This window comes from Paenibacillus xylaniclasticus (genome assembly GCF_004001065.1).
GTDB lineage: Bacteria > Bacillota > Bacilli > Paenibacillales > Paenibacillaceae > Paenibacillus_T > Paenibacillus_T xylaniclasticus.
Genome location: NZ_BIML01000013.1, coordinates 67,455 through 84,868, shown reverse-complemented (window position 1 = coordinate 84,868; position 17,414 = coordinate 67,455). Strand labels below are relative to the sequence as shown.

General features: G+C 50.3%; 20 protein-coding genes. 6 read left to right on the top strand and 14 right to left on the bottom strand.

Annotated elements, in window-relative coordinates:
* Window positions 1–12: 12 nt before the first annotated feature.
* On the bottom strand, window positions 13–813 hold the full coding sequence (locus PXY01_RS13995; protein WP_127570637.1) for a nucleotidyltransferase domain-containing protein: 801 nt from the start codon (window positions 811–813) through the stop codon (window positions 13–15).
* 191 nt (window positions 814–1,004) lie between these two features.
* On the opposite strand from PXY01_RS13995, the gene PXY01_RS13990 reads away from it, so the two are divergent.
* Window positions 1,005–2,330: a helix-turn-helix transcriptional regulator gene (locus tag PXY01_RS13990; protein WP_127570636.1), complete on the top strand. Its 1,326-nt coding sequence runs from the start codon at window positions 1,005–1,007 to the stop codon at window positions 2,328–2,330.
* A complete protein-coding gene (locus PXY01_RS13985; RefSeq protein ID WP_127570635.1) occupies window positions 2,305–3,165 on the top strand; it encodes a WYL domain-containing protein in 861 nt (286 codons plus the stop codon). The genes PXY01_RS13990 and PXY01_RS13985 overlap by 26 nt, the downstream gene beginning before the upstream one ends.
* 167 nt (window positions 3,166–3,332) lie before the next feature.
* Here PXY01_RS13985 and PXY01_RS13980 read toward each other — a convergent pair whose 3' ends face one another.
* The gene (locus PXY01_RS13980) at window positions 3,333–4,187 is read right to left on the bottom strand and encodes a patatin-like phospholipase family protein (protein WP_127570634.1); all 855 of its coding nucleotides are present in this window, start codon (window positions 4,185–4,187) and stop codon (window positions 3,333–3,335) included.
* 204 nt (window positions 4,188–4,391) lie between these two features.
* Between PXY01_RS13980 and PXY01_RS13975 the strand changes: the two genes are divergently transcribed.
* On the top strand, window positions 4,392–5,315 hold the full coding sequence (locus PXY01_RS13975) for an aldo/keto reductase (protein ID WP_127570633.1): 924 nt from the start codon (window positions 4,392–4,394) through the stop codon (window positions 5,313–5,315).
* 144 nt (window positions 5,316–5,459) lie between these two features.
* On the opposite strand, the gene PXY01_RS13970 is transcribed toward PXY01_RS13975, so the two are convergent.
* Window positions 5,460–6,140, bottom strand: a complete 681-nt coding sequence (locus PXY01_RS13970) for an SGNH/GDSL hydrolase family protein (protein ID WP_127570632.1) — start codon at window positions 6,138–6,140, stop codon at window positions 5,460–5,462.
* 250 nt (window positions 6,141–6,390) lie between these two features.
* Here PXY01_RS13970 and PXY01_RS13965 point away from each other — a divergent pair, with 250 nt between their 5' ends.
* Window positions 6,391–6,903 carry a GyrI-like domain-containing protein gene (locus PXY01_RS13965; protein ID WP_246027935.1) on the top strand — a complete coding sequence of 171 codons (513 nt, stop codon included), beginning with the start codon at window positions 6,391–6,393 and terminating at the stop codon, window positions 6,901–6,903.
* A gap of 352 nt (window positions 6,904–7,255) precedes the next feature.
* Here PXY01_RS13965 and PXY01_RS13960 read toward each other — a convergent pair whose 3' ends face one another.
* The 8 genes from PXY01_RS13960 to PXY01_RS13925 all read right to left on the bottom strand — a co-directional run bounded on the left by PXY01_RS13960 (window position 7,256) and on the right by PXY01_RS13925 (window position 13,048).
* A complete protein-coding gene (locus tag PXY01_RS13960; protein ID WP_127570630.1) occupies window positions 7,256–7,885 on the bottom strand; it encodes a hypothetical protein in 630 nt (209 codons plus the stop codon).
* Between the two features lie 90 nt (window positions 7,886–7,975).
* Window positions 7,976–9,376 carry a DUF5808 domain-containing protein gene (locus PXY01_RS13955; RefSeq protein ID WP_246027934.1) on the bottom strand — a complete coding sequence of 467 codons (1,401 nt, stop codon included), beginning with the start codon at window positions 9,374–9,376 and terminating at the stop codon, window positions 7,976–7,978.
* A 34-nt stretch (window positions 9,377–9,410) separates the two neighbouring features.
* The gene (locus PXY01_RS13950) at window positions 9,411–9,803 is read right to left on the bottom strand and encodes a GntR family transcriptional regulator (protein ID WP_127570629.1); all 393 of its coding nucleotides are present in this window, start codon (window positions 9,801–9,803) and stop codon (window positions 9,411–9,413) included.
* Window positions 9,804–9,980: 177 nt separating this feature from the next.
* Complete coding sequence (locus PXY01_RS13945) at window positions 9,981–10,601, bottom strand: alpha/beta hydrolase (protein ID WP_127570729.1); 621 nt, start codon at window positions 10,599–10,601, stop codon at window positions 9,981–9,983.
* Window positions 10,601–11,554 (bottom strand): ring-cleaving dioxygenase, encoded by a 954-nt coding sequence (locus PXY01_RS13940; RefSeq protein WP_127570628.1) that lies wholly within the window; start codon window positions 11,552–11,554, stop codon window positions 10,601–10,603. The genes PXY01_RS13945 and PXY01_RS13940 overlap by 1 nt, the downstream gene beginning before the upstream one ends.
* A gap of 178 nt (window positions 11,555–11,732) precedes the next feature.
* Complete coding sequence (locus tag PXY01_RS13935; protein ID WP_127570728.1) at window positions 11,733–12,182, bottom strand: MarR family winged helix-turn-helix transcriptional regulator; 450 nt, start codon at window positions 12,180–12,182, stop codon at window positions 11,733–11,735.
* A 188-nt stretch (window positions 12,183–12,370) separates the two neighbouring features.
* Window positions 12,371–12,550 (bottom strand): cation transporter, encoded by a 180-nt coding sequence (locus PXY01_RS23330; protein WP_127570627.1) that lies wholly within the window; start codon window positions 12,548–12,550, stop codon window positions 12,371–12,373.
* Window positions 12,551–12,592: 42 nt separating this feature from the next.
* Window positions 12,593–13,048 carry an MFS transporter gene (locus PXY01_RS13925; protein WP_127570626.1) on the bottom strand — a complete coding sequence of 152 codons (456 nt, stop codon included), beginning with the start codon at window positions 13,046–13,048 and terminating at the stop codon, window positions 12,593–12,595.
* Window positions 13,049–13,281: 233 nt separating this feature from the next.
* Between PXY01_RS13925 and PXY01_RS13920 the strand changes: the two genes are divergently transcribed.
* The gene (locus tag PXY01_RS13920) at window positions 13,282–14,001 is read left to right on the top strand and encodes a 3-ketoacyl-ACP reductase (RefSeq protein ID WP_127570625.1); all 720 of its coding nucleotides are present in this window, start codon (window positions 13,282–13,284) and stop codon (window positions 13,999–14,001) included.
* A 64-nt stretch (window positions 14,002–14,065) separates the two neighbouring features.
* Here PXY01_RS13920 and PXY01_RS13915 read toward each other — a convergent pair whose 3' ends face one another.
* A complete protein-coding gene (locus PXY01_RS13915; protein WP_246027933.1) occupies window positions 14,066–14,932 on the bottom strand; it encodes a serine/threonine protein kinase in 867 nt (288 codons plus the stop codon).
* Window positions 14,933–15,103: 171 nt separating this feature from the next.
* On the opposite strand from PXY01_RS13915, the gene PXY01_RS13910 reads away from it, so the two are divergent.
* Window positions 15,104–15,298, top strand: a complete 195-nt coding sequence (locus tag PXY01_RS13910; RefSeq protein WP_246027932.1) for a hypothetical protein — start codon at window positions 15,104–15,106, stop codon at window positions 15,296–15,298.
* A 69-nt stretch (window positions 15,299–15,367) separates the two neighbouring features.
* On the opposite strand, the gene PXY01_RS13905 is transcribed toward PXY01_RS13910, so the two are convergent.
* Both PXY01_RS13905 and PXY01_RS13900 read right to left on the bottom strand, forming a co-directional pair.
* Window positions 15,368–15,982: a PH domain-containing protein gene (locus PXY01_RS13905; protein ID WP_127570623.1), complete on the bottom strand. Its 615-nt coding sequence runs from the start codon at window positions 15,980–15,982 to the stop codon at window positions 15,368–15,370.
* A 53-nt stretch (window positions 15,983–16,035) separates the two neighbouring features.
* A complete protein-coding gene (locus PXY01_RS13900) occupies window positions 16,036–17,319 on the bottom strand; it encodes a CapA family protein (protein WP_127570622.1) in 1,284 nt (427 codons plus the stop codon).
* Window positions 17,320–17,414: the final 95 nt, after the last annotated feature.

Below are 17,414 nucleotides of genomic sequence, written 5' to 3'. Positions count from 1 at the left end.
TATTTGTCCCCTTCACGCTTCTGCCGTCCAGCCCCACACTTCCCGAAGCGCCGATCGGAACAGCTCGTCCAGCCGGTCATCCGGCGCAGGGCCAGCCGCACCCTGCAGCGCTGCCGCCTGCTCGTCCAGCCTTGGCAAGCTCTCGTCCATGTAATGGTGGATCGCTTCGATCCGGGGCTCGTAATCGAGCTCCTCGCCCGCTTTCTTCCGCACGAGCAGCTGCTGCACAGCTTCGTACAACGCGCTGTCCGCCGGCACAATCCGATCCAGTAGCGTCTCGAATGCCATCGGCGGCATATTGCCGTACCGCTCGATCCACTCGCAAGCGAGAATGGGCCGCAGAACATAAAAATATTTTTTGATCTTCACCTGCTCGCCTTGTAAGTAGGTCCGATAGTTACCGCGCGCCATATGCAAGTAATGGTGCATGCACGACTTCGGGGAAAAGGCGAGCGGTGACAAGCCGCGCAGCTGCTCTGCCACGCTGTAAGGCTCGGCATATTTAATCGGTGACTGCAGCCATTCGAGCAGCGGCGGGTTCGACTTGCGGTACAAGCCAAGCGCCTTCTTCAAATCCCATCCGCTAATATCGAGCTGATCGCTGATCGGCCGCTCAATAACATCTCTACGGCTTTGGATCGACAGATACCATTCAACCGGCCTAATATATAGAAACCTAACGTCGTAATCGCTATCCCGTGAAGGAAAGCCCCACGCCCGGCTGCCCGACTCACACGCATATAGGATGCGAATGTTCTCCTCCTGCTCCAGCTTATTTAATTGCTCCAGAATTTCGGTATGGATGTCTCGCATCCTATCGCCTCCTGTCTTTCCTTACGACTTTAGACTTACTGAACTGCTTCTATCATCCCTCATCTGCATCAATTCGAACATGGCGAAAGTATGGCGATCGAACATTTTTCCATTTTCCCCACTTGCTGAGCTTGATACAATAAAGAAATCATGACAACAAATTCTAACTTAACTAGTCGGGAGGAACGATCATGGCACGGGAAAGCTTCGATAAGGAAATTCAATTTCTTCGCCTTGTCGCTTTGGCAGGGGGAGCGTACAACCGGCAGCAGTTCGCCTCCCGACTCGGCATATCGGTCCATACCCTGGACAAAACCATACGGAGCCTAAAGCAGACGCTCAGCCTCACAGCGCCGCATTTGACTGCGGAGCAGACTATAGAGCTAACGGAGGGACTTCGCTACAACTATTATGAATCGGCTGACCCTCTGCTGCTGTTCCTGTATCGGGCCAAGTCGTTGAAGGAGTCGGAGAGCATCCGACTGACGATGCTTCTCGCGTCGCTGCAGGACCGGGAGCTGACGGCCAAAGAATTGCAGGATATCTGCAGCGAGCAGATGCCGGCCGATATGCCCGCGCCGGATGAGAAGACGATACGCGGAGATTTGAAATATTTGGAGGAGATCGGCGTCATCTCCCGCTTGGGCGAATCACGTCCTTACCGGTATCGCGCTGCGAACGATCTGATCGAGCAATTAACAGACGACGAGCTGCTCGACTTGTTCGACTTCGTCGACGTGACGGCCAATACGCAGGTCCCGTCCGTCCAAGGCTATCTGCTGCGGGACACGCTGAAGAAGGCACTTAAGAGGCGCGGCATTCATGCCCATGCAGCGGACACGCACCGTTATAAATACCACTACCATTCGCGGATTCTGGATGAAGCACATCTGTATACGATCTTCAGCGCAATCCGCCAGCGCAGGAAGCTGCATTTTATATACTTGGCTCCTCGCAAGGGGCTTACCTATACATCGCAGAATACGAACCCTCTCTACGAGAAGGAAACGCGGAATGGAACTACGGTTGTGCCGCTTCGAGTCATCTTCGACCATCAGTATGGGCGCTGGTATCTGATCGGGTATAACGATCGAACCGGCATCGCCAAGTTCCGAATGGAGGGACTGACGCAGCTGGAGGAAGGAGAGCTGGTGCCTGAGGACGTGTTCGAGGACCGGCTTTCGCGCGTGCTGAAGCAGCTTCGCAACAGCTGGGTTACCGATACGCTGCGCACAGTGAAGGTGGTCGTCCGGTTCTTCAATCCGGATCACCGGTCGGGCGCTAACTTCATCCGAGAGCGTGTTCTGGCACAGGGACAATGGGGCAAAATCAAGGAGGAATCCGACAATTCATTCCTATTCGAGATTAAGGTGAACGGCACCTATGAGATCAAGCCGTGGCTGAGAAGCTTCGGCTCCAACTGCGAGGTACTGGAGCCGGCTTGGCTGCGCAAGGAGTTTATCGCGGAGTGGAAGGAGATTGCGTCCTATTATGAGCCTGTTCGAAAAAATTTTTAACTACCAAATCATCTCCCGCCTCGATGAGACGGGCTCGTTCGCGATTACGTTGCAGGAGCGTACCTGGCTTCGCACAATGCTGGAACACAATGCCGCTGAAGCAGCCTTCACGCCGGACACGTTACGGAAGTTGAAGCATTTGCTGAGTGCGGACGGGGATGATGAAGAAAGCGGCGATGTCCGAGACATCATGATCGAGAAAGCGCGAAGCCGGGAACGCCATGTCTACCATCCGCTCCTCCGCCCTCTCCGTCGTATCTTAATTAACGGCGGCGGCATTCGACTTACCGTTCGCCTGAAGCATGGAGGCATCAAGAAAGGACTGAACGGATTCCCTTGCAAGCTGGAATACAATATGGCCAAACGGGAATGGTATTTGCTCTGGTATGACACGCACAACCGGACGCTCATGTCTACCCGGCTGAATCAAATTGCGGAGGTCGAGGAGATCGAGCTCGCTCCCGAGCGGCGCCATGAGCTGACCGAACGCGTTGACAAGCTTATGGAAGCTCGAAAGAGGCAGGCGGTCATCGGCATTGTGCCTGCTTACAATCAAGAGCTGTCGCGCATTCTGTACGCCTTCTCCTGCTTCGAGAAGTCCGTCTCGTACGATGAAGCGGCTGAGCTGTACCAGATCCATGTCACATATCTCGCCGACGAAAGCGAGTTCCTGCTATCCCGCATCCGTTTTCTCGGCCTGCGTGTCCGAGTGCTCGAGGGCGGCTATCTGAAGCACCGGATGCGCCAGACCGCTTCTTGGGCGCTGGCGCGTTATACGGAGACCGAGTCGACCGAAGACGAGGCTTCGGCTGCGAGCGGACAGGGGCATGGCTGAATAAATAAAGCTCGACAAGCGAGACCGATAGCCAAATTACTGCATCGAGTGCAGTAATTTGGCCCCCTTTTCAGCTGGCATCACGCCTCACCAAAACAAAAAAAGTTGGACGAACAACAAGCCTGTTGTTTTTCGTCCAACCTATTATTTCAACATATGCCGCTCTACTAGCTCCTTGCCATCCAAGCCCTAAGCTTCGGCATAAGCTGCTTCGCGTCCTCATATCCCTGCATATACAGCTCATCGAGCCTTGCCGGGTTGCGCTCCATCCGCCCGACCTTCATCGGCTGCGAAGGACGAATGACGAATGTGTCGCCTTCCTGTTCTCGCTTCGAGATGTAATCCAGCGTCCCGTTATAAATATCATGACGATTAAGCATGATGCGAACAAACTCCGGAAACTTGCGGTACGCCCGCTTCACGAACCAAGCGAACTTATTGCGGGATTTGCGGTAATCGGCATTGCGGGTGAGCACAACAACGTTCCGCCTGTTGCCGTCCTTCTCCGCCTGGCGAATCGGTATCGGGTCGGATATCCCGCCGTCGAGCAGTCGCCTTCCGCCGAACTCGACGATTGGTGCGATAAAAGGCAGCGAGCTGGACGCCCGAAGAATCGTCTGTATATCGAACCCTTCCTCGCTCTTACGGTAATAGATCGTCTCTCCCGTATCGCAATCCGTCGTGCCGATTACGAATTCCTCCGGGCATTGATGAAACGTCTCGTAATCGAACGGCACGAGCTTATTCGGAATTTCATCGAATATGAAATCCATTCCGAACAGCTCGCCGCGCTTCAAATAATTTCTCCATGAAATATATCGCGGATCAGAGATCCAATTCACGTTCACGTTCCGGTTACGGCCAAGCTGCCTGGACAAGTAACTAATCCCCATACAAGCGCCTGCCGACATCCCGATCGTATATGAAAAATAAATTTGCTGCTCTGCAAAATATTGAAGCACGCCGGCCGTATAAATACCGCGCATGCCGCCTCCTTCCAATACTAAACCGATGCCTTCCATCGTGATGCTATCCTCCCTTTACCCGTACGGCGACACAATGACTCCATTGTACTCATCGCCCAGCAAGGGAGTCAAACAAAAATCACTGGCATTGCTGTCCCCGAAGGTTGATAACAGCCTCACGATTATGTCACAATCAGGAAGGGCTTGCCCTTGTTCCAACTATTTTATATATACCCTGACGCAGCGTAGGAGGACATTGCTATGAAAACGATCACATTGGGTGCAAGCAATCTGGAAGTTCCCGTTGTAGCCGTTGGCTGCATGCGAATCAATTCGTTAAGTAAGCAGGAGGCAGAGAAGTTCGTTCAGACTGCATTAGAGGAAGGCGCTAACTTCTTCGATCATGCGGATATTTATGGCGGCGGCGCTTGCGAGGAAATTTTTGCTGACGCTATTCATATGAGTGATTCTGTACGTGAGAGAGTCATTCTCCAATCCAAATGCGGCATCCGTCCAGATATCGGTACGTTCGATTTCTCGAAGGAGCATATTCTCTACTCGGTCGACAACATTCTGAAGCGGCTGAAAACCGATTACCTGGACATTCTGCTGCTGCACCGTCCGGATGCGCTTGTGGAGCCAGAAGAAGTAGCGGAGGCGTTCGACCTGCTTGAAAGCTCCGGTAAAGTACGTCATTTCGGCGTCTCCAATCAGAATCCGATGCAAATCGAGTTGCTGAAAAAATTCGTCAAACAGCCGCTGATCGCCAACCAGCTGCAGCTTAGCATTACGAATGCAAATATGATCTCGAACGGCATCAATGTGAACATGGAGAATAGCTCTGCTATTAACCGTGACGGCAGCATTCTAGATTATTGCCGCCTGCACGATATTACAATCCAGCCTTGGTCGCCGTTCCAATACGGCTTCTTCGAAGGCGTGTTCCTCGGCAGCGACAAGTTCCCTAAGCTGAACGAGAAGATCGACGCAATCGCGAGGAAATATGAAGTAAGCAACACGACAATCGCTATCGCATGGCTGCTCCGCCATCCTGCGAAGATGCAGCCGGTTATCGGCACGATGAACATCGACCGGCTGAAGGACTGCATCCGAGCAAGCGACATCGTCCTTACCCGCGAAGAATGGTATGATATTTACCGGGCCGCAGGCAACATTCTTCCGTAAACACAGTAGATTGTATGCACGACTAAGCAGGGGCTGCCCATTAGTCCGTTCTCACTGACTCTCTGGACGCCCCCGCTTCATTCGCATACACGCAATCAAAATATATAACGATAACGCACCATCCTTATATCTGCGGATGGCTCTCTAGCTCACTAGTGCACCCTCTTCCCGGGAATGATTTTGCCTTGTCTGAATGATTTGCTTATAAGTACGCACCACTTCCTCGGCAATCGCTTGATGACCGTTCAAATTCGGATGAATCGGATTACCGATCGGCCTCAAGTCGAGAAAACGTCCTTTATTATAACCGTCTATCCACTCCCATTCCCTACCTTTGAACAAATGCTCCAGATCCAGCAAATGAACATTATCCCATTCGATCAACCGACGAATATGCTGGTTAATAATTTGTGTCGTCTTCTCCATGACAATCCAATTAGGAAACGGATTATACAGCGTTCCAATCAGTACGGTTGTCCTAGGATGAGCCACGAGGCTGACGATGCTTCTGATATTGTCGGACAAACGCTCAGCTATTCGGTAAAGTCCGGTGGTCTTGCCTGTCAGCAGCGGCAGCGTGTACTTAATAACATCATTGCCGCCAATAATTAGCGTAACCAGTCGGGTATCCTCACATAACCGATCCTTGCTTCTAGAGATCGATTGCAGCAGCCGATCTGACGTCCACCCCGGCTTCGCATGCATGTGCATCGACACCTCTTCTGATTCTTCCAGCAGTGTCTGAACTTCAATCGGAAAAGGAGAAAGCTTCGTCTTCCAATCATGACCAAATGTTATGGAATCACCCAATGCTAAATATTCCATACTTTTCCTCCCTCCAAATTTTATTACATTATGTTAATATATAATACAATGACATGATTTGGTTACATAATGTAGAGTCATAATTCCTATTCTTTGGTCTAAAATGGTCGCGCCACCATGCTACCCACACATAGAAATGGTCCAAAAGTCCTATTTTGTCATCAATAATGGTCCATTCGGAGCATGGCATAACTGATAAGGAGCGCGGACTCACCCTGAAAACAGCGAAATGAGAGAAGGAGGTAATAGTATGAACTATCGAATCGTTACGAAGCCAGCGTTTAAAGTAATCGGCTTTGATATTCACACGACGACTCAAGACGGGAAGAACCATCAGGACATTCCGGCTTTCTGGCAGGATTATCTCCGTAATGATCGGAGCTCTCGAATCCCAAACCGGGTGCACAAGGATACGCCGGTCGAGCTCGGGATCTGCCACAGCTTCGATATGACCACTGGGAGCTTTATTTATACGATTGGTATGGAGGCAGAGCATTTCGAAAGCATTGAAGACAATGAGCTTACATGCCATGAGTTCGACACTGCTGAGTATGCGGTGTTCACGACGCCGAAGTCTCCGCTCGACCAGTTCTCACAATCCATCCAGAACACCTGGAGCGCGATCTTCTCCGAATGGTTCCCTCACAACGACTACGAGCACGCGGGTACACCAGAGCTCGAAATATATGACGAGCGCAGTAACCCGGAACATGGTGAGGTACAGATGGATATTTATATCCCTATTAAGCGTAAGGAAGCCTAACGAGACTGGCCGGTACTCATCTACGATTATAAAAAGCGCCCGCAGTGCTTCTTACACTGCAGGCGCTTGACTAGGATGCCAACACTCCAGCCACGCCGCATCAGATTACGTCCTAGAGAAGTACGTGTACGCGGTTAACCGTGGGTTTGATCGAGCTTTGAAGTTTGAACGATAATTGAGCTTTGAACAATTTCAAGAGCTTTGAACCATAAGCTTTGACCATTAATCGTTGAGCCCTGAGCTTTCATTCTCGCATCTCCAATAACGATCTCATGAGGTGGAGCCGCATAACCGAGCAGCTCAAGCGGTCTCTTGTTCATCTGATTTCGGAGTATTGGCATCGTCGTCTAAGCTAGACTGAATCCGGAATTTCGATTCTCGTAATCGAATTTGATTCGCTCAGAACAAAATCGACATTCATCAGAAAATCATCAATTTCATTTTGCAGCATGTCAATTTTATTTTTCAAGCTCAACGGGTCGATCAGCCTTGGCTCATTCTGTTCAAGAAATGGCTTCGAGGTAGACTCATATTGATCCGCTGCCGGCTTTTTGTCCGTTCCGAACGTCGTTTTAAGCAGCTCATCCAGACGCCCCTTCACCTTCTCATCTTCTGCCTCGTATTGGCGAAGGACATGGGCATAATCGCTTTTCATCTTGTTAAGCAGCGTCTGCTCATATATGATGGACGCCTTCCGTTCGATCGCCTCGGCTACTGTCATCGACTGCCGTCCAACCGTAACCATCGTCACGGCGTTCGATCGAACGATGGCCGTCTTAATGATGTTACGCCGCTTGATCAGATCGGATATCGACTGGTTGTTCGACTTCACTTTATCCTCAAATTCTCGGTTATCTTTATAGCCGACGATCGTCTTCTTCCCCGTCGTCAACCCGATGAAGGAAGTATCGGCGATTGCCTTATGGATCCGCGCATCTAACGTTTTTAACTCAGCAAGCCCTCGTGTAATTGAAATTTGCATAGGTAACCGTTCGTCCCCTTTCGGTTCGTCTTCTGTACCTATTCTCACAGAATGGGTCCAGAACGAACAGGGCGAAAGTATGGCGAACCGTTATTGCTGCAGCGAATTTTTTAATTGCTCATAGATCCGCTTCGTTTGCTCCGGGTCTTGATCGTTAAAGAAAATATACGTATTGGATAATTTAATTCGAATGTATGGCGGGTTATTTTTGTATATATACAACCTTGTCGAGCCTAGTCCGCTCAATGAAAATTTGCCTCGCGACGCTCTTGCCGTTGCTTCACCGGATGTCTTAACACCTATGGGCACCTCATCGACGAGATCCAGCTGTTCAATAGCCGAGATTGGGAAGTCGTAATTGTACATCGGGTAGTTGATTTCGACTTGACGGTCCGCCGTTAACGTTAAAACCGGGGAAGTCAGTTCAGAACGGATTAGCAGGAATGAAACGACGATAATCGTGCCTGCCAATATACCAATCAGTCCCCCCGCGATGATTTTGCCCGCCAAAGTTCCCGTATTGATCGTCAACCCGACTCCTACCCGCTTCTCTACGAACAATGCACGATCGTGCGGGTTATGATACGTAAAACCGTTCGCCCAATACTCGTCGTCGTCGGAATAAATCACTTTCCCATCCTGCTCTAAAATTTCTTGTTCCCGCGCACGGATTCGCCGATAGGTCATCAGCAGGATTGCGACAGGAGCAATAGAGAACAGCATCGTAATCGTTATCCATAAGCCAGACATATCCGAGTTCTCATCCGTAAGAAAGAGGCAAATAAGCAGAAAATGCACATTCTCTACAATCGCGAGTAGTAACATCAAGTAGGATAAAGTGCGACGACGTGCTTGGTTTAAGCTTAAGTTAATATCGCTGTCCGCACTGTATACCTTTGCTTTCGCTCGACGCATATAGAATGAACTAAGCAGGAACAACAGCGTCACGCCAATGCCAGTATATGCAATTCCTGAATACACTTCATCGTCTCGCATTATCATCAGCAGCGTACCGACCGACATTGCCAAGGGAATTGCGAACAGGCTTAACGGGGCGGACTTCGCGTTCTTCAATCTGGCGACCCGAAGATCACTATGCACGACGTTCTTCTTGCCTACGAACCATTCCTGCTCCCGCTTCAAAGAAAGCGTCGAAATGAATGCCCGCCTGCTTGGCACTGCCATACCGAGGATGAACATAACAATCCACATTAAAAAATATATGGTCGAATAAGGGAGAAGCTTGTCCCATATGTTCATCACAGCGAGTGGAATGACGGCGACTCCTAGCCCAACGCTCCATTGGATAAATTGCTTCCTAAACCGCGAACGAATTTCATCAATTGCTGGATGCTCGATTGCATGCTCAGGCAGCGTAACGGCAAACAGCATTCCGTTCTTATAATTCGCTAACGGCCAGTAGGTTACCCAGAAAACAGTGTAAAGTACGATAATCGGAATGAACTGAACGAGCATAAAAGATGTGGTCATCGTAAACCGTCTCCTTCTTCTTATATGTGGCGGTTCAAAGCTTCGATGAATATTTCATCCGGGCAAAAATTTGGTCGCATAACGAGTCAAATTGCGCCCGTTCCATCCCATTAATCGTCGCTTGCGCAATAATAAGCTCCAAACGCTCCACCAGCATCGTGGAGGACTGTTCCCCTGTACCGCCTGTCTTGCGAGGACTTACCTTCGCACCATGCCGACGGTCAATGACAATATATCCTTCCAGCTTCAACAACGAGTATGCTTTGTTCACCGTCATCGTATTAATGCCCAAATCCTCGGCAAGCTGGCGTACAGTCGGCAGCCTCTCCCCCGGTTCGAGCTGTCCTGTCGCAATACCAATTACAATCTGATTACGCAGCTGCTCGTAGATCGGCGTCTCGCTGTCTAATTGCAACGAAATGATCATACAATTGCTCTCCTTGAAACGCTCACTTTGTATCACACACAATAATACAGATAATACTTAGTGTCAACATGTGGAATTCCTATTCAATCCTTGTGTAACGAGACAACATGTACGGGCTGCTCAGCATGGTTATACGAAAAGTCCTCTATGAGCACCGCTCATAGAGGACTTTGAATGTTACCGACTCATACTACCAAAGTGCACCTTGAACCATTCCGCAGCGGCATTCGCCTCCAATTGTGTCAGTCGGTGGCCGGCATACTCCCAATGCACCGTTACAGCGGCACCGGCATTATGCAGCAGCGTCTGCAGCTCCACTGTCTCCTGCGGAGAGCATATCGGATCGTTATGTCCGGCTGTGATGAAGATGCTCGTTCTCGTCAGATCAGGCAGCCGGACTCCTCTTCTCGGCACCATTGGATGGTGCAGCATTGCCCCTTTCAGTGAGCCAGGATGATGGAACAGCAAGCTCCCTGCAATATTCGCTCCATTAGAATATCCGACAGCCACTACGCGGCTCCGGTCGAATTCATATTCGCGGGCTGCCTCATCAACAAAATCGTTCAGCTCCTTCGTCCGGAATAGGAGATCCTCTTCATCGAACACTCCTTCCGCCAGCCGACGAAAAAAACGCGGCATCCCGTTCTCCAGCACGTTCCCACGAACGCTAAGGATAGACGAGTCTGGCGAAATCTGCTCCGCCAGCGGCAGCAAGTCATGCTCGGTACCTCCGGTGCCATGGAGCAGGAGCAGTACAGGCGCATCGGAGTCGCTCCCTTGCGTGAACAGGTGCTTCATCATCGGTTCACCTCCAGTTCCCGTACTTGAAACGGCGTTAAGCAGCTTTCAATAACGCCGCGTTTCGCTTCGAACCATTCCGGCAGCATCAGCTTCTGTCCGAGCTCATCCGGCTCCTCATCCCGTGTGAAGCCTGGAGGGTCTGTTGCGATTTCAAACAAGATGCCCCCGGCCTCCCGAAAATACAGCGCGTTGAAATATTGACGGTCCACAATTGGTGTCGGGTGGAACCCATTACGCTCGATATGATCTCTCCAGCGAGCGTGCTCGGCATCGTCTGCAGCACGCCATGCGATATGATGTACCGTGCCTGCCCCGCCTAATCCGGGCGCTGCTGGATTCACCGCCACATCAATGATGTTGCCGATCTCCGCGGTCGATTGATAACGAGCATATAAACCTTCCTGCCCTACCTTGCGCAGACCCATCACATGCTGTAGAATATCAGCCGTTCGATCAGGTGCAGTGCTGTACAATATAGCGCCTCCAAACCCTTTGATCGCCTTGTCTGCCGGAACGCCGCCGAACGACCACTTGCTTGGTTCCCCTGCATCGCGTTCAACAATTTCGAGCTTTAGCCCGTCGCGATCTTCAAACTGTAGATAGGCTTCGCCGAATCGGGTCGTCTGTTCGTATGCGATGCCGAACTGCTGCAGCCGATCCACCCAGAACGAGAGGCTTCCCGTCGGCACGACATACGTCGTGACGCCGACCTGTCCGCCGCCGATTCGGCCTTTACGGGAATGCGGCCATGGAAAGAACGTAATGATCGTCCCTGGACTTCCCTGCTGATCGCCGAAATACAAATGATACACTTCCGGTGCATCGAAGTTCACCGTTTTTTTCACAAGACGTAACCCGAGAATACCTGCATAAAAATCAACATTCGCCTGTGCATCCCGAACGAACGCTGTAATATGGTGAATACCTGCTGTTTGATATTGAACCGTCATAGAATACCAGCTCCCCTAAATTTCTAGTAAACTCGCTTCCGACAAGCTATTTGCAATATTATTAAAATCTTAATTTTAAGATATATAATCAAAAAAAGTACCCGTTGAATTGCCTTCCTATAAGACCGGCTCTTACGACTAATCGTCGCTCGATCCAACGGGCTAGTGATTGCCTTTTCTACTTGAACCCTGCCTGAGCGAACTTGCCAAGCTTCTTAAGCAGTTGACTTGCCGTCTTCTGCTCTTCCTCCGTCAGTCCGGCTACTGCTCCGCTGATGACATCCGCATGCTGTGGAAATACCGCTTCGATAAATTGCTGACCAGCCTCCGTAATCTCCGCGTAGATAAGCCGCCGGTCCTCTGTTGAGACTCGTCGTTGAACGAGATGCTTCTTCTCCAGCTTGTCGACCACATACGTGATGTTGCCGCTGCTCATCAGCACCTTGCTGCCGATCTGTTGAATCGGCTGCGCTCCCTTATGGTACAGCAGCTCGAGTACACCGAACTCCGTGCGGTTCAGTCCGTGCCGCCGAATGTCCCGATCCGCATGCGCGTTCACCCACTGACTCGCCCGCGACAAGGCGATGTACAGATCAAGTGCAATATCCTGTGTGTAGCTGCGGCTCATCATGAAGCTCACCCTCTAAATTTACTCGATTTATTATCTTAAATTTAAGATACTTTATTCTGAGATTAGTGTCAAGTAGTCCTTCGCATAACGCTACTGACTCGGAACATACACCAACAGCTTGCTCTGCATCCCGTGCAAAGCAAGCTGCTCTTCCTCTTTCATCTCTTAAAATCTTCTATATCTTATTACTTTGCGACGGCTTGATAGCCAAGGCTCTCAATTTTGTGAACGACATCGTTAATACTCACTTCTGGGCTGTCGATGGTTACCTTCGCAGTTCGAGTAACAAAATCCACAACCCCTGAAACATTGTTCATTGTATCGATAGCTTTCTCAATCTTGGATGCACAGGACTTGCAGTTCATCCCCTCGATTTATACCATAAACTCTTTCATTGGAATGCCTCCCTATAATACCATGCTGATCAGTCCCATCATCCTGCCTCGTCTTTCCGGCGGATACGTCATCGCGATTTGCGCACCGATGATGGGAAAGATACCGCCCGTCCCAATAGCCTGCACAGCTCGTCCAAGCAGGAAGATTGGGAAGCTCGGCGCGAGAGCTGCAATCAACGAGCCAAGCGCAAACAGCCTAATTCCGAGCTGAAAGGTCTGTTTCCGACCGAATCTTGCCGACAGTTTCCCAAGAACCGGAATGCTGACCGCGAAGAGTAGGGTGTAAACCGTAAAACTCCAGACGCCCCACTGTGCATTCACTCCGAACGCTTCCAGAATCGAGCTCAATGCAGGACCAACAATTCCATGGTCTAAAGCCCCCATAAATATGCCCAATAAGAAGAGCGAAGTTACCGCTCCTCTAGATAAGCCTTGTGTCATTTGCGAGACGCTGTACGCTTGCTCCATATGCTCGTTCCCCTTCGGCTATAATCCTCACTCAAACTAATATACTATACACCCCTCACCTATTCTTGCTGCAAAAATAGACAGCTACACAAGCATTTCATTCGCTTGCATGGCTGCCCTATTCCCTAACCTGATAGATCTTCCCGGCTGCAGCTTGATTCACGTGACACATTCTTTCATAATGAACAATGAAACAAGCCCTATATATAGAGATCCTTAAGGAGTGAACCGTAATGAGTTTATCGAACCGTACCGCCATTATTACTGGCGCAGGCAAAGGAATCGGCAAGGCGGCTGCAATCGCACTGGCGAAGGAAGGCGTACATCTCGGCCTGCTTGCAAGAACGACTGCCGATCTGGAGGCCCTGCAAGCATTGCTGACGAAAGAATACGGCATTAAAGCATATATCGCGGCAGCAGACGTGACCGATAAAGCACAAGTCGATCAGGCTATTGCCGGGCTGGCACAAAGCCTCGGAGCCATCGACATTCTGATCAACAACGCCGGCATCGCCCAGTTCGGCACGCTGCTCGACATGGATCCAGAACAATGGGAGCGTATTATTCGAACGAACCTGATGGGTACTTACTATGTAACACGTGCTGCACTTCCAACGATGCTTAGCCAGAACAGCGGCAGCATCATCAACATTGCCTCAACTGCAGGCGAACGCGGCTTCGCAACAGGCTCCGCTTACGTCGCTTCCAAGTTCGCAGTCATGGGCTTGACCGAATCGCTCATGCAAGAGGTTCGCAAATCGAACATCCGAGTGACGGCACTGACACCAAGCACAGTTAATACGGAGCTGGCTGTTAATGCCGGTCTCAAAATCGGTGATGAGGACCGTATGATGCAGCCGGAGGATGTTGCCGAGCTTATTCTGGCAGCTCTGAAGCTGCCGCAGCGCGTCTTTATTCGTACTGCAGGCATCTGGACGACAAACCCGCAATAAATATAATGCGGCTGGTATTGGTTCAAGACCAATGCCAGCCGCTTTTATTCTACTGCAGCATCTATCAAGACAGCGCCCTCCATACCCTCTCCAGCTCCTGCTCACATTGCGCAGCCGTCTCCCACTTCCTCGCAAGCAAGTCGGATATGAAGCACTTCACCGCAGGGTGAAGACTCAGCTCCTCCTCCCAACCAAGCTCCTCCTGACCCTCCTGAGGCACATAACCCGCATACATGAGAAACAGGAACACATGCCCTAGTCCGTACAAATCGCTTGCAGGCTCAGGCTTGCGCATTCGCTGCTTCACTTCGCCCCAGCTGTCCGCGTGCCAATCCTGCCCTTCTTCATGCTCTTCATCCGTTTGGTCTGCAAGCCATGTTCTCCTCCATTCGTCTGGATGCTCTTCGCTAATACGACAGGCTAAGCCGAAGTCAATAAGCCACACGGAGTCGCCGTTCTGAATAATGTTCGGCGTCCGAACATCCCGATGAACATAGCCTTCCTCATGCAAATATTTCAACGGACGGAGCACTTGCGATACGATAAGCAGAGCCTCTCTCTCCGTATATGTACGTCCAAGCTCCATAATGGCATGCTCCAAATTATCGCCCTCTATAAAATCCATAACGAGTAATGTCTCGCTCCGATGATTCACTTCGTTCAGCCATTGCGGAATTTGCGGGTGATGCAGCTTGCGCATAAGCTCGCTCTCACGCTTGAGCATTTGATGACCGATACTACGCTTAGTTGGCTTCCCCCGCTTCATTAGGACAGGAGTACCCGCTGCCAAATCAGTACAGCGGTACGCCTGACCGTAGCTGCCCATGCCAAGCGACTGTTCAATCCGGTATCGGCCCGCCCGTACGGTCCCCTGCCTAAGAGGATAGTCCATCCAATTGTGCCGAAACCGCTGCCACCATGCTCTAACCATACGCATCCCCTCCATGCCTTGCACTACCATACGAGAGCCGCATTCATTTGGTTTCCGAACTAACGGAGAATAGGCTCTATTTGACGAAACCTGCATTACATCGTGACGTATTATTGAGTAAGACTTGAGCAATTTCGATTCCAGCTTGATTCACCCTAAGGAGGTCATGTCATGCTAAGAGACCTGGTGAAGAGACTCCTCTATTCCCTTAACAGCAGCAAACATCACAGCCATCATGGTCCATACAGCCATTACGGTCATAAACATTACAGCAGCAGCGATTACAAGCACGGAGGCTACCACCCGCCGCACAATCCGTACGGCCACGGATACTACAAGAAGAAGTACGGCAGCTACAGCAGCTAATCCGAACGACAACAAAGCTCTGAAGAACCGACATAGCGCGTGTTCCTCAGAGCTTAATTGTTTCGTCAATTATTGATTAATGTACCGTTCGAAGATCGAGCTGTAATCTTTGACCGTATACTGCTTATGCGTATCGATCATCCAGTTGAAAGCCGCTTTGTTCAGGGCATCGAACTGTGCGACAACATTAAAATCACCCTTGTGCACCGATTGAATCGTCGAAGAGGCCATGTTGAGACTGCTTCTGGCGAATTCTAGCGCAATGCTGTTCTCATGCATCATTTCAGCCATTTTCAAAAGCGTTTTGTACAGATCCTTCAATTCCTCGATATGCTTCTTATGAACGTCAATCGACAGCGCAACGGAACCGATCGTAAATTTAATCTCCACATCGAGATCGACCGTTCCTGCTGTTTCCAGCGAGACATTCGAGATCGGATGCGTCGCATACGAATAGCGCTTCAGCGTCCGTTTCTTGCTCACCGCGCTCGTCCCGTCAAGATGAATGAGTGCCAAGTTCGTGAAGCAGTACTCGTCCGATTTGGACTTGATCAGAAAGTAAATCTTCTCGTTATCCTCATGCAGGACGTAATCGTCAGAATCCACCTTGTCATAGTGCTCCGGACGAATGACGGAGCCTACGTCACTAAGGCCAAGCACATCTGCAGCTATTTTGCCAAACATGGCGCACCCTTCCTTTCAACAGCTCGAATTTGGAACCGCAATAATCGAAAGCTTTACTCCGCATGAAAAAGTGATAAGTCCGGAATATATTTCTTCATGTGCTTCATCGTCTTTTGAAGCTGCTGCTTCGCCTGGCTTAGCTCGGAAGCGGTAGCTAATTCCATCGGAACGATTTTATAATTTCTCCAATTGTTATAATACATATACGTCGGCATAAAGGCAGGGTTCTTAATCTCGATCGTCTTCGTCTCGCCCGTTGTCGTCATCTCGATGTCAAGAAAGCCGATACCGCCAATCCGTTTCTTAAGCCCCTCTTGAGAGGATACGAAATTGCCGAGGGAATAGAACACGAACGTCTTGTGGCCGTCCTGACCTTCTACCCACGCAGGAGGCTGAAGAACATGCGGATGGTTCCCGATAATGATATCGACGCCCATGTCGGCCAGCTTCTTCGCCAGCGTCTGCTGCTCCTTGTTCGGCAGGTCCTCATACTCATTGCCCCAATGCATCGCTACGACGACTATGTCCGACATTGCTTGAGCACGCTCCACATCAGCCTTAATCTTGTCGACATGGATTAAATTCACTAAATAATCTTTGCCTTTCGGTACCGGAATGCCGTTCGTTCCATATGTATAAGCGAGCACTGCGAATGTGATGCCACCGCTTTCAATCGTACGAATGCGCGACTGATCCTCAGCATTCTTATAAGCGCCCGTATAAGGCATTTGCAGCTCATCCCAATAGTTCAGCGCACTCTGAATCGCCTTCTCCCCGCGGTCCAGCGTATGGTTGTTCGCAAGCGTCACGAAATCGACTCCCGCTTCCTTCAGCGCATCGCCGACCTCATGCGGGCTATTGAAGCTTGGATAAGTCGATAATCCGATCTCCTTACCGCCAATCATCGTCTCTTGATTCGCGATTAACAGATCGGGCTGCTGCATGACGTTACGAACCTGAGCAAAAACCGGAGTAAAATTATACGTTCCATCCTTCTGCTCCGCTTCCCGATAGATCGGACGATGAATCAATACGTCGCCGATGGCAGCGAAAGTGATTGTGGAGACAATGGGCTCTAACGGCTGCTCAGACTCCAGCTCTAATCCGGCTGCTTCCTCATCATCGAGCCAATAGTCATATTGCTGCTCTAGGTCGTCTACCTGCTCTTCCACCGAGTCAAGTCCCGCTTCTTCTCCGGTGCCCTCTTGCTGTCCCCCTTCTAGCTTCGTCGGAATTTGTACCGCCCCTGACGTGCTGCTGACATAATCGCCAGTATCGTGCTGTAGTGCGCATCCTGCAAGCACAGCGATAATCAGGACTATTGTTATGTACATCATTCTATTTAATCTAATGGCTATTGACCTCCCCCATCGTTCCTATCCTTATACGTTCTACTAGCCTATTTTGTTTCAATAAATGGAATTTTCCCAGT